This is a genomic window from Ruegeria sp. BC8 (assembly GCF_056535705.1).
Map to the genome: position 1 here is coordinate 2,745,504 of NZ_JBQFIV010000001.1, position 13,126 is coordinate 2,758,629.

16 protein-coding genes are annotated in these 13,126 nt (G+C 63.0%); 7 read left to right on the top strand and 9 right to left on the bottom strand.

From position 1 onward, the window contains the following. The first annotated feature begins 200 nt into the window (after window positions 1–200). On the top strand, window positions 201–1,259 hold the full coding sequence (locus ACR3EK_RS13855; RefSeq protein ID WP_480633652.1) for a transporter substrate-binding domain-containing protein: 1,059 nt from the start codon (window positions 201–203) through the stop codon (window positions 1,257–1,259). On the opposite strand, the gene ACR3EK_RS13860 is transcribed toward ACR3EK_RS13855, so the two are convergent. After that, on the bottom strand, window positions 1,256–1,603 hold the full coding sequence (locus ACR3EK_RS13860; RefSeq protein ID WP_480633653.1) for a hypothetical protein: 348 nt from the start codon (window positions 1,601–1,603) through the stop codon (window positions 1,256–1,258). The genes ACR3EK_RS13855 and ACR3EK_RS13860 overlap by 4 nt on opposite strands. Before the next feature lie 136 nt (window positions 1,604–1,739). Between ACR3EK_RS13860 and ACR3EK_RS13865 the strand changes: the two genes are divergently transcribed. Further along, on the top strand, window positions 1,740–2,171 hold the full coding sequence (locus ACR3EK_RS13865; RefSeq protein WP_480633654.1) for a GFA family protein: 432 nt from the start codon (window positions 1,740–1,742) through the stop codon (window positions 2,169–2,171). Window positions 2,172–2,243: 72 nt separating this feature from the next. Here ACR3EK_RS13865 and dapD read toward each other — a convergent pair whose 3' ends face one another. The 3 genes from dapD to ACR3EK_RS13880 all read right to left on the bottom strand — a co-directional run bounded on the left by dapD (window position 2,244) and on the right by ACR3EK_RS13880 (window position 4,753). Next, the gene (dapD, locus tag ACR3EK_RS13870) at window positions 2,244–3,071 is read right to left on the bottom strand and encodes a 2,3,4,5-tetrahydropyridine-2,6-dicarboxylate N-succinyltransferase (protein ID WP_480633655.1); all 828 of its coding nucleotides are present in this window, start codon (window positions 3,069–3,071) and stop codon (window positions 2,244–2,246) included. A gap of 119 nt (window positions 3,072–3,190) precedes the next feature. Further along, window positions 3,191–3,790 carry a GntR family transcriptional regulator gene (locus ACR3EK_RS13875; protein ID WP_170459874.1) on the bottom strand — a complete coding sequence of 200 codons (600 nt, stop codon included), beginning with the start codon at window positions 3,788–3,790 and terminating at the stop codon, window positions 3,191–3,193. Between the two features lie 45 nt (window positions 3,791–3,835). Continuing rightward, a complete protein-coding gene (locus ACR3EK_RS13880) occupies window positions 3,836–4,753 on the bottom strand; it encodes a threonine/serine dehydratase (protein ID WP_480633656.1) in 918 nt (305 codons plus the stop codon). Between the two features lie 79 nt (window positions 4,754–4,832). Here ACR3EK_RS13880 and ACR3EK_RS13885 point away from each other — a divergent pair, with 79 nt between their 5' ends. Together ACR3EK_RS13885 and ACR3EK_RS13890 are read left to right on the top strand one after the other, a co-directional pair. After that, window positions 4,833–5,675, top strand: a complete 843-nt coding sequence (locus ACR3EK_RS13885; protein WP_093964208.1) for an LOG family protein — start codon at window positions 4,833–4,835, stop codon at window positions 5,673–5,675. Window positions 5,676–5,678: 3 nt separating this feature from the next. Then, on the top strand, window positions 5,679–6,785 hold the full coding sequence (locus ACR3EK_RS13890) for a cystathionine gamma-lyase (RefSeq protein WP_480633657.1): 1,107 nt from the start codon (window positions 5,679–5,681) through the stop codon (window positions 6,783–6,785). Window positions 6,786–6,788: 3 nt separating this feature from the next. On the opposite strand, the gene ACR3EK_RS13895 is transcribed toward ACR3EK_RS13890, so the two are convergent. Then, window positions 6,789–7,172 (bottom strand): hypothetical protein, encoded by a 384-nt coding sequence (locus ACR3EK_RS13895; protein ID WP_093964407.1) that lies wholly within the window; start codon window positions 7,170–7,172, stop codon window positions 6,789–6,791. Between the two features lie 179 nt (window positions 7,173–7,351). Between ACR3EK_RS13895 and ACR3EK_RS13900 the strand changes: the two genes are divergently transcribed. The 3 genes from ACR3EK_RS13900 (at window position 7,352) to ACR3EK_RS13910 (ending at window position 10,386) form a co-directional block, all read left to right on the top strand. Continuing rightward, on the top strand, window positions 7,352–8,281 hold the full coding sequence (locus ACR3EK_RS13900) for a DnaJ C-terminal domain-containing protein (RefSeq protein ID WP_480633658.1): 930 nt from the start codon (window positions 7,352–7,354) through the stop codon (window positions 8,279–8,281). Beyond that, a complete protein-coding gene (locus ACR3EK_RS13905; RefSeq protein ID WP_480633659.1) occupies window positions 8,278–8,622 on the top strand; it encodes a hypothetical protein in 345 nt (114 codons plus the stop codon). The genes ACR3EK_RS13900 and ACR3EK_RS13905 overlap by 4 nt, the downstream gene beginning before the upstream one ends. An 84-nt stretch (window positions 8,623–8,706) precedes the next feature. Next, window positions 8,707–10,386 carry a U32 family peptidase gene (locus tag ACR3EK_RS13910; RefSeq protein ID WP_480633660.1) on the top strand — a complete coding sequence of 560 codons (1,680 nt, stop codon included), beginning with the start codon at window positions 8,707–8,709 and terminating at the stop codon, window positions 10,384–10,386. On the opposite strand, the gene ACR3EK_RS13915 is transcribed toward ACR3EK_RS13910, so the two are convergent. The 4 genes from ACR3EK_RS13915 to ACR3EK_RS13930 form a co-directional block, all read right to left on the bottom strand. Beyond that, complete coding sequence (locus ACR3EK_RS13915) at window positions 10,368–10,988, bottom strand: cytochrome P460 family protein (RefSeq protein WP_480633661.1); 621 nt, start codon at window positions 10,986–10,988, stop codon at window positions 10,368–10,370. The genes ACR3EK_RS13910 and ACR3EK_RS13915 overlap by 19 nt on opposite strands. Before the next feature lie 216 nt (window positions 10,989–11,204). After that, complete coding sequence (gene rlmN / locus ACR3EK_RS13920; protein ID WP_480633662.1) at window positions 11,205–12,392, bottom strand: dual-specificity RNA methyltransferase RlmN; 1,188 nt, start codon at window positions 12,390–12,392, stop codon at window positions 11,205–11,207. 89 nt (window positions 12,393–12,481) lie between these two features. Then, window positions 12,482–12,859 (bottom strand): lysozyme inhibitor LprI family protein, encoded by a 378-nt coding sequence (locus tag ACR3EK_RS13925; RefSeq protein ID WP_170370152.1) that lies wholly within the window; start codon window positions 12,857–12,859, stop codon window positions 12,482–12,484. 87 nt (window positions 12,860–12,946) lie between these two features. Further along, complete coding sequence (locus tag ACR3EK_RS13930) at window positions 12,947–13,114, bottom strand: hypothetical protein (protein WP_170342136.1); 168 nt, start codon at window positions 13,112–13,114, stop codon at window positions 12,947–12,949. Window positions 13,115–13,126 lie beyond the last annotated feature (12 nt).

Consider the following 13,126-nt stretch of genomic DNA (forward strand, 5'->3'; position numbering starts at 1 on the left):
TCAGGGGCCTCGCAGGGTCGGCAGGATGTGGGTTCATGCACAGATTCAACGAATTGGCCGCAATGCCAACCCCGATCGGCGGTTTTCCGGTCGCCCAGCCCGAAAAAACGGCAAAAAGAAATCCCGGTCGATGACCTCGCGACGACCTTGCCGCGCCATGGCAAATTGCGCTAGAGCGCCGCGAAACAGGTGAACCAGCCATGACGCGCGCCCTTTTCGCATTGATCTGCCTGACCTTCGCGGTCTTTGCACAACACAGCCAAGCCGAAACTCTGACGGTCACGACGGTGGAGCGTCCTCCGTTCTCGTATGTGGATGAGGGCGAGGACACCGGCTTCTCAATGGACCTCTTGGCCGCGCTGGCTGAAGAACTGGGCTGGGAATACACGGTCGTTCGTGTCGACGCATTCGGGGACATGCTGTCAGCGGTTGAAAACCGCGAAGCCGACATGGCGATCGCGAATATTTCGATCACAGCAGGCCGTGAAGCCCGAATGGATTTCAGCCAGCCGATTTTCGAAGCCGGCCTTCAGATCATGGTACCATCAGACGCGGCGCGCAGCCCGTCCCTGATGCAGGCGCTGCTGTCACGCGAGCTGTTCATCGCCATCGGGCTGGCCTTTGCCATCTTGCTGGGTGGCGGCATGCTGATGTGGGGGTTCGAACGCCGATCCCAACCCTATTTCGACCGCGACCTGAACGAGGCCTGGTTCCCGTCCTTCTGGTGGGCGTTAAACCTGGTGGTCAATGGCGGATTTGAAGAGCGGATGCCCCGGACCCCGTTCGGGCGAATTCTGGGGGTGATCCTAGTCGTATCCTCGCTGTTCATCGTGTCGGTGTTCACCGCGCGGATCACCTCGGTCATGACGGTGGATGCGATCACCAGCAACATCAACTCGGTCAATGATCTGTACGGCAAACAGGTCGGGACAATCTCGGGTTCGACCGCCGCCAGTTTTCTGAACCGGCGCGAGGTCGAATTCACTGGGTACGAAGACCTGGACAGCATGTTGACCGCGTTCAAGGATGGGGACCTGGATGCCGTCGTGTTCGACGCGCCGATCCTGTCGTATTTCGCCGCACATGAAGGCCGCAAGATTGCGGCAATGACCGGCGGCGTCTTCCTGCGCGAGAATTACGGTATCGTCTTCCCGACCGGGTCACCTCTGGTCGAGGATGTGAACCAGGCGCTTCTGGGCCTCCGGGAAGATGGCACCTATGACCAGATCTATCGCAAGTGGTTCGGCACGCGCCGCTAGGCGCCTTCGAGCTTGTCGCCGAAGAAGGGCGTCATCTGCGCAACAATAACCGCGTTTTCCTCAAGCGCCCTCTGCATCAGAGCGCGTTCGTCGGGGTCGATCTCGTGCCCCTGCGCCTCGCGCTCGGCCAGGGTGCCATAGCCGGTTACGTCCAGTGGAGCCGTATCGGCCTGCTTGAGAATGGCCACGGTTTCGCGCACGGCCTCGGCCTCGTCCACTCCGCTGGCATAGCACATAAGCGCCGCGCCGGTGGCGCCTTCGGGCAGGCCGTCGCCATCCTTGCGGCCAATCTGAACCAACAGAGTATAGACCTGCTGGCGCGAGGGTTTCTTTTGCTTTTCCATGCCGTGGGCCTTAGCCGGGGGCCGGTCGATGGTCAAGCATGGCAGCTGGACGCGGTTCCCGGATGCCGTGTCGTTTTTTGACGCGCTCAGGCCCACCATCCGGTCAGACTGGTCCCTAAAAACGACGGAGGACATCATGACCAAACGCGGCCGCTGCCTGTGCGGTGAAACCCGCTGGGAGTTTGAGGGCGCCGAGACCTGGAGCTGCTATTGCCATTGTGACGATTGCCGCCGCAACTGCGCCGCGCCCGTGGTCGCGTGGTTGGGCGTACCCTTGCGCAATTTCCGATGGACCGCCGCAACACCTCGTAGTTTCGCCAGTTCGAAAGGCGTCCAGCGACATTTCTGCGCAACCTGTGGCTCTCCGATGGGGTTCGAGGCCGACCACTATGAAGGCGGGATGCACCTGTACGCGGCCTCACTGGAAGACCCTTTGGACTTTGCGCCAACCTTTCACGTCAATTTTCAAAGCAAGCTGCCCTGGCTGGAACTGCACGATGACTTGCCGAAATACGACGGCACCCTGCTGCACGCGCCCGAGGATCTCGCCGACTACACGACGGGATAGGTCCGACCCTGCCGAACAAAAAAGGCCGCGGACCAGAGCCGCGACCTTTGGAACTTTGAACAATGCCTGCGATCAATCGCGCAGCAGCTCGTTGATCCCGGTCTTCGAACGGGTCTTTTCATCCACCCGCTTCACGATCACCGCACAGTACAGGTTGATCCCGTTCTTTGACGGCATCGAACCGGACACCACCACCGAATAGGGCGGCACCTCGCCATAGAACACCTCGCCCGACTCGCGGTCGACGATCTTGGTGGACTGGCCGATATAGACTCCCATGCCCAGAACCGAGCCCTCGCGGATGATGCAGCCCTCGACCACCTCGGAGCGGGCGCCGATGAAGCAGTTGTCCTCGATGATGGTCGGGCCGGCCTGCATGGGTTCCAGCACGCCGCCGATGCCGACGCCGCCGGACAGGTGGACGTTCTTGCCGATCTGCGCGCAGGACCCGACGGTGGCCCAGGTATCGACCATCGTGCCTTCGTCCACATAGGCGCCGAGGTTCACGAAAGACGGCATCAGCACCACGCCCGGCGCGATATAGGCCGACTTGCGAACCACGCAGTTGGGCACCGCGCGGAAACCGGCCGCGCGCCACTGGTTTTCACCCCAGCCGGCGAATTTGCTGTCGACCTTGTCCCACCAGCCGCCGCCCTGCGGGCCGCCGGACTGAATTTCCATGTCCTTGATGCGAAAGCCCAGCAGAACCGCCTTCTTGGCCCACTGGTTCACATGCCAGCTGCCATCGGTCTGCTTCTCGGCGACCCGCAGCGTGCCGCTGTCCAGCGCGTTCAGCGTGTCCTCGATCGCTTCGCGCTGTTCACCGGTGGTGGCGGGCGTGATCGTGTCGCGGGCCTCCCATGCGGCCTCGATGGCGGTTTCCAGTTGGGCGTTGGACATGGGGTTACTCCGTGCTGACTCTCGTTTGGTTGGTGTTGCCTATATGAAAGCCGGGGCCAATGCGCAATGCGACGTTGGCGGAGCCGTTTGCGGCCACCCGGCGCGAAAACCCGTCGGTTTCAGCTGGCGCGGCGGATATGGCGCACCAGAATCGCTGTGGCCGTGGCGGTATCGCGGCGCTTCATCGCCTGCACGATGGCGGCGTGGTCGGTGTCTTTCCGCTGGACCCAGCGGTGACGCCAATGGGCGAACAGATGGCGGGCGCTGGCGATATGCAGATCGTCGATCGTATGCAGCAGGCGCGGCCGCGCGCAGGGTGTCAGGATCGCCCGATGAAAGGCGCGGTTCCGGGTTTCCCATGTGGGCATGTCCTGCGCCTCGTCGCAGGCGATGCGGGTCTTGTCGGCCGCCTTGAGATCCGCCGGTGTCAAATTCTGGATCGCATGTTGCAGGGCCAGCGATTCCAGGGCCACCCGCATCTCGATCACCTCGCGCACCTCGGCCGGGTCCAACGCGGTGACGCGCATGCCGCGCCGTGGTTCGCTGTGGGCCAGGCCATGCGCCTGAAGCCGCAACAGCGCCTCGCGCACCGGGACATGGCTGGTGTCGAACGCCCGCGCGATATGGTCCTGCCGCAGTTTCTCACCCGCAGGCAGCTCGCCCGTGATGATGCGCTGGCTGAGCCGGTCATAGATGGAATCTGCGATCGTGGCGGTCATGGGATTTTATCTATAATCCCAAGGCTCGGGCCTCAAGGCGCAAATTCAGGCGGTCAGAGGGTCAGGTGCGATATTGCCCCCGCAGACCAGAACCGCGACCCGCTCGCCCGGTTCCGGCGTGTAGACGCCCGAGGTCAAGGCCGCCAGGGCCGTCGCGCCCGCCGGCTCGACCAGAATGCGATGCGCCTGCCACAGGCGCTGCTGCGCCTCGGCGATCGCGTCATCGCTGACCAGCACCGACGTCATCCCCTGCGCCAGCCCGAAACAGATGTCGCCGATCCGCCGCGCACCCAGCGCGTTGGCGGCTATGCCGGAAACGGACACATCCACGGGCGCTCCGGCCTGCAACGCCGCGTTCAAGGCACATGAGGTTTCCGGCTCGACCGCAACGACCTTGCGCGCGCCCTGAAACCAGGCCAGCGCCCCCGCAATCAGCCCGCCGCCGCCCACTGCCACCAATACGGTATCGGCCTGCAGGCCCTGGCTGTCCCATTCGGCAAAACAGGTGCCCTGCCCGGCCACGGTGGCCGGCGCATCATAGGCATGGATCTGCATCGCACCTGATCGATCTTCGTGGTCACGCGCCATCGCCAGGGCGTTTGCGTATTCACCCGGCACCACGCTCAGATCCGCGCCGATCCGTTCGATCAGGGCGATTTTGGACGGGCCGGCCATCTCGGGCACGAAGATCTTGGCCGGATGGCCCAGCGCCCGCGCAGCATAGGCCGCAGCCGCACCGTGATTCCCGCCCGAGGCGGCCACGACCCCTGCCGCCGGCACATCGAGGCTGAGCAACGTGTTGAACGCCCCGCGCGCCTTGAAACTGCCGGTGTGCTGGAAATGCTCCAGCTTCATCTCGACCGGCTGCGCCAGTCCCAGCGCGTCGCTTGTCATGACCGGTGTCACCTGCGCGTGGCCATTGATGCGTTCGGCTGCGGCCGAAATTTCGGTCTTCCAATCCATTCTCGTCTTTCCGTGACTGGCACTCTGCCCGCGAACCCTATAGCTGTTTGAAAAACACGCAAGCAGGGAACCCCCAGCAATGAGAGAAGACCGCCTCAGCCCTTTCCGCGATGCGCATACCGACCGCTCGACCGCAAGCGAAGTCCCCGACACGCCGCAGACACGCTCGCCCTCGTACCGGCTGGCCTTTGCCGATGACGATTTCCTGTGCCGCGAGGAACTGCGGCCCGTGCGTCTGCAACTGGAACTGCTGAAGCCCGAAATGATCATGGCCGAACGCCAGATCACGTCGACCATCGTGATGTTCGGCGGCGCGCGAATCCCGGAACCGGCCAAAAAGGACAGCGCCCGGACGGCCACGTTGGCCGGTCTGTCGCAATACTATGACGAGGCGCGCGAATTCGCCCGGCTGATGACCGAGAAATCCAAGCAAAGCGGGTGCCGCGAGAACGTCATCGTCACCGGCGGTGGCCCCGGCGTGATGGAGGCCGGAAATCGCGGCGCCAAGGATGCCGGTGGCTGCTCGATCGGGCTGAACATCGTGCTGCCGCACGAGCAGGCGCCCAATGCCTATGTCACCCCTGAGCTGAGCTTCAATTTCCACTATTTCGCCATACGCAAAATGCATTTCCTGATGCGCGCCCGTGCGATCACCATCTTCCCCGGCGGATTCGGCACGATGGATGAGTTGTTTGAGTCCCTCACCCTGATCCAGACCGGCCGGATGGAGCGCGTGCCGTTCCTGCTGTTCGGGCGCGAGTTCTGGGAGCGGGTGATCAATTGGGAAGCGCTGGCCGATGCCGGGACCATTTCCGAAGAGGATCTGGACCTGTTCCGCTTTGTCGATACCGCGCAGGAGGCGGTCGACATCATCGAGCGCTGGGAACCCGCCCCGCCGCGCGACGACATTCCGGGGCGCTGAGCGATGGCGCGCACCCCCAAGACAGGTGAGATGCTGCATCTGCGCGGCAATGCCCTGAGCAAAGGCGAACCGGTGGCCTTGCCGCTGACCCAAAGCAGCATGTTCCACCTGCCCGGCGCGCCGGACGGTCACCCGACCTATGGCCGGGTGGACAACCCGACCTGGACACAGGTCGAGCATGTGCTGGCGCATCTCGAAGACGCACCCTGCCTGATTTTTCCGTCCGGCATGGGTGCAATTTCGGCGGCGTTGTTCGCGACCGTGCGCGCGGGGTCGCGCATCCTGATCCCGTCGGACGGGTATTATGTCACCCGCCTGCTGGCCGACCGGTTCCTCGCCCCGCTTGGCGTGTCGGTCGAAGAGCGCCCAACGACCGCATTTGCGCAGGGCGGATTCGACGGGTTCGATGTTGTCTTCGTCGAAAGCCCGTCCAACCCCGGGCTCGACATGATCGACTTGGCGCAGGTGGCTCGCGACGTGCGCGCCGCGGGTGGCGTCACCATCGCCGACAACACGACGCTGACCCCGCTGGGACAGCGCCCGCTGGACCTGGGCATCGACATCGTCGTCGCCTCGGACACCAAGGCGATGGGTGGGCATTCCGACCTGCTGATGGGCCATGTGGCCAGCCGCGATGCCCGGATCATGGAACGGGTCGAGGAATGGCGCCGCGTCTCGGGCGCGATCCCCGGCCCGCATGAAGCCTGGTTGCTGCATCGCGGATTGGAGACGCTGGACGTCCGGTTCGACCGCATGTGCAGCTCGGCGCAGGCTCTTGCCGAACGACTGGCCGATCATCCGGCGGTCACGCAGATCCGCTATCCCGGCCTGCCGTCGGACCCGTCGCACGATCTGGCTCGCAAACAGACTGCGCGGTTCGGTTTTCTGCTGACGATCACGCTGGCCTCGGAAGACCAGGCCGAACGGTTCATCAATGGCTGCCCGCTGTTGCGGCCTGCCACGTCCTTTGGTGGCGTGCACAGCTCGGCCGAGCGGCGCGCGCGCTGGGGGGATCAGGTCGATCCCGGCTTCGTGCGCCTGTCGGTCGGGTGCGAACCGGTGGACGAGCTGTGGCAGGCCCTTAAAGACAGCCTTAATGCGCTGTCCTAGGCCCTATTTCTTGGGCTCGCGCAGTTCGGTGAACACATAGATCGGCAGCAGAACCCCGGCGATCAGGGCGCCCAGCCACACCAGCAGCGTCGCCGCCAGCAGGTTCGAGATACCGCCGACGGTCAGCCCTGCGGCGACCAGATCGGTGATCAGCAGGCCCACGAAGGTGACCACCAGCGCGATGCCGCCCTTCAGCGCCGGTACGTTCTTTTCCCCGATCTTCAGGATCAATGGCTCGGCCACGACCTGAACCAGGGTGAACACGATCACCACCACGATGAAGGACACCGGCTTGATCGAAAAGCCGGTCAGCAACAGGCTGGCCAGCAACAGACCGATGGCATTGCCCGCCAACAGGGCCAGGGCCGACTTGATTCTGCGTGACATGCGTTTGACTCCATCCGCAACAGTTCGAAACATGCGGATACTATCAGGATGCCGGAATTTTTCGAGAAAATTCAACCTCCTCGGTATTCGGTCCTGTTGAAATTCCATGACACGACACAATCTGAAAGGTTAACTGCCAACAACATCCACTGGCGCAACCCATCAGAAACGAGAGATATATGAGCGACAATCCATATTCGGTGTTGGGCGTCTCGAAAGACGCCAGTGCCGCCGAAATCAAGAAAGCCTACCGGCGCATCGCCAAGGACTGCCACCCGGACCTCAAGCCCGGGGACGCCAAGGCCGAGGCCAAGTTCAAGGCCGCCGCCGCAGCCTATGACCTGCTGAAGGATCCCGAAACCCGGGCAAAGTTCGACCGGGGCGAGATCGACGCCTCGGGCCAGGAGCGCCCGCAGCAGCAATATTACCGTGAATATGCGGAAACCGCGGGCAACCCTTATCGCGCGGGCGGCGGGGTCGAGGACGACGACATGTCCGACATCTTTGCCCAGTTCTTCGGCAACCGTGGCAACGGAGGCTTCAACGGGGGGCGTGCGCGCGAGTTTCATGCGCCCGGTCACAACATGAACTACAGCCTGCAGATCAGCTTCCTGGATGCCGTCTTTGGCGCCACGCAAAAGCTGACCCTGCCCAGTGGCGACCGGATCGAGGTGAAGATCCCCGCCGGCATCACCGACGGCCAGATCATCCGCCTGCGTGGCAAGGGCGCGCCGGGCTATGGCGAGGGGCCGCCGGGCGACGCGCTGGTCACGATCCGCGTGGCCGAACACCCGGTGTTCAAGCGCGAGGGCGACGACATCCGCATCACCCTGCCGATCACCATCGACGAGGCCGTTCTGGGCGGCAAGGTCCCCGCGCCCACGATCGACGGCCGCGTGAACGTGACCGTGCCCGAGGGCACAAGCAGCGGCAAGACCCTGCGCCTGCGCGGCAAAGGCGTCAGGAAACGCGGCTCGGACAAACGCGGCGACCAGCTGATCGAGCTGAGCGTGGTGCTGCCCGACAAGATCGACGACGAACTGAAGCAGTTCATGCAGAACTGGCGCAAGTCGCACAGCTATGACCCGCGGAAAGGAATGCCGGCATGACCCGTTCTCTGACCGAAGCCGAACTGATCGAAGCCGTCCAGAACCTGACGTCCGAGCGGTTGTCCCGGTTCCTGTCCGCCCGGATCGTGATCCCACGCCAGTCCGACCAGGGGCTGGTCTACGAGCGGCTGGACATGGCGCGCCTGCAACTGGCTTGCGAGTTGGATGACCAGTACGAGATGGAGCCCGACGCCCTGTCGATGGTGCTGTCGCTGATCGACCAGATGCACGGCCTGCGGGCAGAACTGCGCGAGGTGCTGCGCGCCATCGACGCCCAACCCGACACGGTCCGCAGCCAGCTGGTCGAACGGATCGGAACAGCGCGGTTCCGCCGCAGCTAGGGCCTGCGTGCAAGGCGGGTTTGCCCTTCTGGACTCGGTGGTTTTGCCTTAGAAGGCGCCATCGAGTCGGAACCGGGTGATGCGATGACACGGACCAAGTCGGAATTGCTGATGCCTGCAGGCAATCTGCGCAAGCTGAAACTGGCCATCCTGTACGGGGCGGATGCGGTGTATCTGGGCACGCCCGACATGTCTCTGCGCACCAAGTCCGAGTTTTCGCTGGACGAGGTGATTGAAGGGGTCGAGTTCTGCCACGCGCATGGCAGCCGCGCCTATCTGACGCTGAACCTGTTTTCGCACAACAAGGACATCCCCAAGCTGGACGAATACATCGACACCGTGCGCAAGGTACGGCCGGACGGGTTGATCATCGCCGACCCCGGCGTATTCCAGTATGTGCGCGACCGCGCGCCCGAACTGCCGCTGCATATCTCGACCCAGGCCAATATCTGTTCGTGGCTGTCGGTGAAGTTCTGGCAGGATCAGGGGGCGGAGCTGGTGGTGCTGGCGCGCGAGGTTTCCTACCCCGAACTGGTGGAAATCCGCGAGAAATGCCCCGACATCCGACTTGAGACCTTCGTGCACGGCGCCATGTGCATGACCTATTCGGGCCGCTGCCTGCTGTCGAACTTCATGGCGGAACGCGGCGCCAACCAGGGCAACTGCGCCAATTCCTGCCGCTGGAACTATGCGCTGAAGCTGCGCCTGAAGGACGGCACCCATCAGGAACTTCGGATCACCGAAGAAAACGCCGACCTGTTCGAATTCCTGCTGGAAGAAGGCTGCCGCCCGGGTGAACTGATGCCGATCGAAGAGGACGGTCGCGGCTCGTACATCCTCAATTCGCGCGATCTGTGCATCATGCCCAAGCTGGACGAATATCTGAAGATCGGCGTCGACAGCCTCAAGGTCGAGGGGCGCGGCAAGTCGGAATACTACGCCGCCATCGTCGCGCGCGCCTATCGCATGGCCATCGACGATTACTATGCCGACCCCGAGAACTGGGACCCGAAGCCGTATATGCGAGAGTTGGAGACCGTGGGGAACCGCGGCTACATGCTGGCCTTTCACGAAGGGCGGCTGACCAATTACGCGCATGATTACGAGCACACCGCGACCATCGCCCAGTGGGAATATGCCGGACTGGTGACCGACGTGACCGAGGATGCCTTCCTGGTCGAGGTGAAGAACAAGCTTGAACCCGGCGACGTGCTGGATTTCGTCTCGCCCATCTCGCGCGAGACGGTCCTGCTGCGCGTCTACGAATTTGAACGCGCCAGCGACGGCGCCAAGCTGGACGTGGTGCATGGCAGCACGAAAACCGTGATCCGCCTGCCGTTTTCCCTGTTCGATCACGAAGACCCCGACGACCTGCGCGCCCGTTTCCCGGTATATTCGGTCCTGCGCAAGGAGCGCGCTCTGACCGACGAACATTGGAGCCGCATCCGTTTTGACAAGCTGGTGCAGGGCTTGGAAACCTCGGGGCGCGACAATCCCGCCGCCTATGCCCGCCGCCGGGACGAGCTGGTGGAGAAGATCGGTCAGGACGGCACCGCGCGCCGGTTCAAGACCAACCGCGTGGGCACCGAGGGCTGTTGCGGCAAGGGGTGCAACGGCTGCCTGATCTTCTGGCAGGATGACAGATACGCCCTGGCGCGCGAGGTTCTGTCGAAACGCAAGCAGGGTGAACAGCTCAGCCGGCGCGAGGCCGCCGCCCTGAAACTGCCCGGTGACGCGGCCCGCGATCAGTTGCCGACGCGGTAATCCTCGGGCACGAAGAACGTATAGTCGCGGTCGGCGACCGCTTCGTGGCAGTCATGGCAATAGGCAACCGCCCCCGCGCGATCCCCCTTCGTGTCACCGAACAGCGACCCGTCGGGCATCACCATGACATAGCGCCAGTCGGCGGTGTCGGGGTTGGTGCCTTCCGGCAGTTTCTCCATCACGAACAGGGCGCCGGGATGCACCCGGCCCTCATCCGTGACGGTCATGCTGTCCTTGGCCAGGACCGAGCCCACGGGCAGCTTTTCCCCCGGTTGCAAGGTGCCGTAATTGTGGGCCATCCGGTTGGCATAGCTGTTGACGTAGCGCTGCCCATGCGTGGCCGACAGGTACGGCGCGTCGTTGAACAACGGCCAGTTCTGATAGTTCATCAGTTGATCCAGATGCGCGGTGGCATAGCCGCGATCCATCTGTTTCCTGAGGGCGCGATAGTGCTGCTGCGCGTCCTCTTTGCTCAGGTCCGCCGGGTTCTCGATCGCCAGATGCGCCTCGGTCTCGTTGGATTGCGCCCATGCAATGGCTGCGCCCGATGCAACCAATACGGCGGTCATGCAGATCGTGGACAGGTTCGTCAGTGCGTTCATGTATTGGCCCACCCTGTTCCAGGCTTGCCTGAATTCCGCAGATTTCCCCGACAAATTTGAGCGGACTGGACGAAACGCACCAGAACCGGACTGTCCAACTCACCGTCTTGTGCGCAGATTTTACGTGCGCGCAACCGCGCACCTCTCATGCCTCAAGACTACCAAATTCAGCCGTAGAATTACAGACCATTTGCCCGCGAACCCGCGGGCATCGGATCAACCTTTCAGCCCGGCCTCGGCCTCGATCTGGCGGCGCGACTTGCGGGCGCGCTCGGTGGCCGATTTCAACTGACCGCAGGCGGCCATGATGTCCTCGCCCCGCGTCTTGCGGATGGGCGAGGCGTACCCGGCCTGATAGATGATGTTGGCAAAGGCCCGGATCCGGTTGTTCGAGCTGCGCTTGTAGGGCGCGCCGGGCCACTCGTTGAACGGGATCAGGTTGATCTTGGCCGGAATGTTGTGGCGTTTGATGTGGTCGATCAGGCGATGCGCGTCCTCGTCGCTGTCGTTCACGCCGTCCAGCATCACGTATTCAAAGGTGATCCGCTCGGAATTCGACGCGTTGGGATAGCTGGCCAGCGCCTGCAGCAGTTCCTCGATGTTCCAACGCTTGTTGATCGGCACCAGAACGTCGCGCACCTCGTCCGTGGTGGCGTGGAACGAGATCGCCAGCAGGCAGCCGATCTCTTCCGCCGTGCGCGCGATTTCGGGCACCACACCCGACGTCGACAGGGTGATCCGCCGGCGCGACAGCGAAATGCCCTCGGGATCCATCGCGATCTTCATCGCGTCGCGGACGTTTTCGAAATTGTAGAGCGGCTCGCCCATGCCCATCAGCACGATGTTGGAGAGCAGGCGCGTCTCGTTCCTGGGCGCGCCCGGGGTGGGCCATTCGTCCAGATCGTCACGCGCCATCATCACCTGACCGATGATCTCGGCCGCAGTCAGATTGCGCACCAGCTTCTGCGTTCCGGTGTGGCAGAACGAACAGGTCAGCGTGCAGCCCACCTGCGACGAGATGCACAGCGTGCCGCGATCCTCTTCGGGGATGTAGACGACCTCGACCTCGTGCCCACCGGCGATGCGCACCAGGTACTTGCGGGTACCATCTTCCGAGACCTGGCGGGTGACCACCTCGGGGATTTCGATCACGAAATTCTCGGCCAGCTGCGCGCGATAGGCCTTGGCCAGATTGGTCATCTGGTCGAAGTCGCGCACGCCCCATTGATAGATCCACTGCCAGATCTGGTTCACCCGCATTTTGGCCTGCTTTTCAGGCGTTCCATGTTCGATCAGAACCTCGCGCAGCCGGTCGCGGGTCAGACCGACAAGGTTGATCGTTCCCTCGGGCAATTTGCGGGGAATGGTCATGACATCCTGGGTGATCGGCGCTTTGGCGGACATGGCGGTTCTCGGGCGTTCTGGCTTGGGATGCGCCTCTATATAGGAACGCCGGCAAAGATCAAAAGGATTCGTGAGAACCTGTCCGGACGTCAGTCGAGGAACCGCAACAGTTCGGTGACACGGGCCCGCCCCAACTCGACCCGGCACGAGGTGATCGCAATGCCCGTTCCGGATCCACCACCAAAAGACGCGCCAACTGCTTCGCACTGCGCATCGCGATAAGTCTTCCAGGCCTCTTGAGAAGTTTCAAGCGCTGGCAAAGCAACAGCCCGACCCGTCACTTCGTCCAGTTCCTTCGCCGCATCGACTGCGAACCCAAACGCCGCGACCAAAGCGGCCTCGACATTGGTCTCGGCCCGACCGACGCATGTCCCGATCTCGACCTGAGATCCGGCATCGGTACATTCCAGCGCCGGGTCTGCAAATGCCGATACCGGAAGAAGAATTGCTGCCCAAACCCAACGCATGTCCGTCTCCTCGCCTGTCTACCCATGGTTTCAGACAGAGCTTAGCACAGTGGTCAGGCTTGGGCACGTTTTAGGTGCAGCGAGCGATCACACCCCGGCTGGCGGGATGTAGCAGTCCTCGGCATCCAGTGTCTTGACCGGATCATTCGGGCCGCATTGCTCGCCCGTGACCGGATAGGTTTCGGTGGATTTCTCGCACGCGCTCAGAGTTGCCGCTGCAACAATCAGAACCGCAATAAGGGGTTTGGTCGACATGTCTGGACTCCT

Coding starts and splice junctions, on each gene's coding strand:
- ACR3EK_RS13855 (WP_480633652.1), top strand. CDS start 201: ATGACGCGCGCCCTTTTCGCATTGATCTGCCTGACCTTCGCGGTCTTT.
- ACR3EK_RS13860 (WP_480633653.1), bottom strand. CDS start 1,603: ATGGAAAAGCAAAAGAAACCCTCGCGCCAGCAGGTCTATACTCTGTTG.
- ACR3EK_RS13865 (WP_480633654.1), top strand. CDS start 1,740: ATGACCAAACGCGGCCGCTGCCTGTGCGGTGAAACCCGCTGGGAGTTT.
- dapD (WP_480633655.1), bottom strand. CDS start 3,071: ATGTCCAACGCCCAACTGGAAACCGCCATCGAGGCCGCATGGGAGGCC.
- ACR3EK_RS13875 (WP_170459874.1), bottom strand. CDS start 3,790: ATGACCGCCACGATCGCAGATTCCATCTATGACCGGCTCAGCCAGCGC.
- ACR3EK_RS13880 (WP_480633656.1), bottom strand. CDS start 4,753: ATGGATTGGAAGACCGAAATTTCGGCCGCAGCCGAACGCATCAATGGC.
- ACR3EK_RS13885 (WP_093964208.1), top strand. CDS start 4,833: ATGAGAGAAGACCGCCTCAGCCCTTTCCGCGATGCGCATACCGACCGC.
- ACR3EK_RS13890 (WP_480633657.1), top strand. CDS start 5,679: ATGGCGCGCACCCCCAAGACAGGTGAGATGCTGCATCTGCGCGGCAAT.
- ACR3EK_RS13895 (WP_093964407.1), bottom strand. CDS start 7,172: ATGTCACGCAGAATCAAGTCGGCCCTGGCCCTGTTGGCGGGCAATGCC.
- ACR3EK_RS13900 (WP_480633658.1), top strand. CDS start 7,352: ATGAGCGACAATCCATATTCGGTGTTGGGCGTCTCGAAAGACGCCAGT.
- ACR3EK_RS13905 (WP_480633659.1), top strand. CDS start 8,278: ATGACCCGTTCTCTGACCGAAGCCGAACTGATCGAAGCCGTCCAGAAC.
- ACR3EK_RS13910 (WP_480633660.1), top strand. CDS start 8,707: ATGACACGGACCAAGTCGGAATTGCTGATGCCTGCAGGCAATCTGCGC.
- ACR3EK_RS13915 (WP_480633661.1), bottom strand. CDS start 10,988: ATGAACGCACTGACGAACCTGTCCACGATCTGCATGACCGCCGTATTG.
- rlmN (WP_480633662.1), bottom strand. CDS start 12,392: ATGTCCGCCAAAGCGCCGATCACCCAGGATGTCATGACCATTCCCCGC.
- ACR3EK_RS13925 (WP_170370152.1), bottom strand. CDS start 12,859: ATGCGTTGGGTTTGGGCAGCAATTCTTCTTCCGGTATCGGCATTTGCA.
- ACR3EK_RS13930 (WP_170342136.1), bottom strand. CDS start 13,114: ATGTCGACCAAACCCCTTATTGCGGTTCTGATTGTTGCAGCGGCAACT.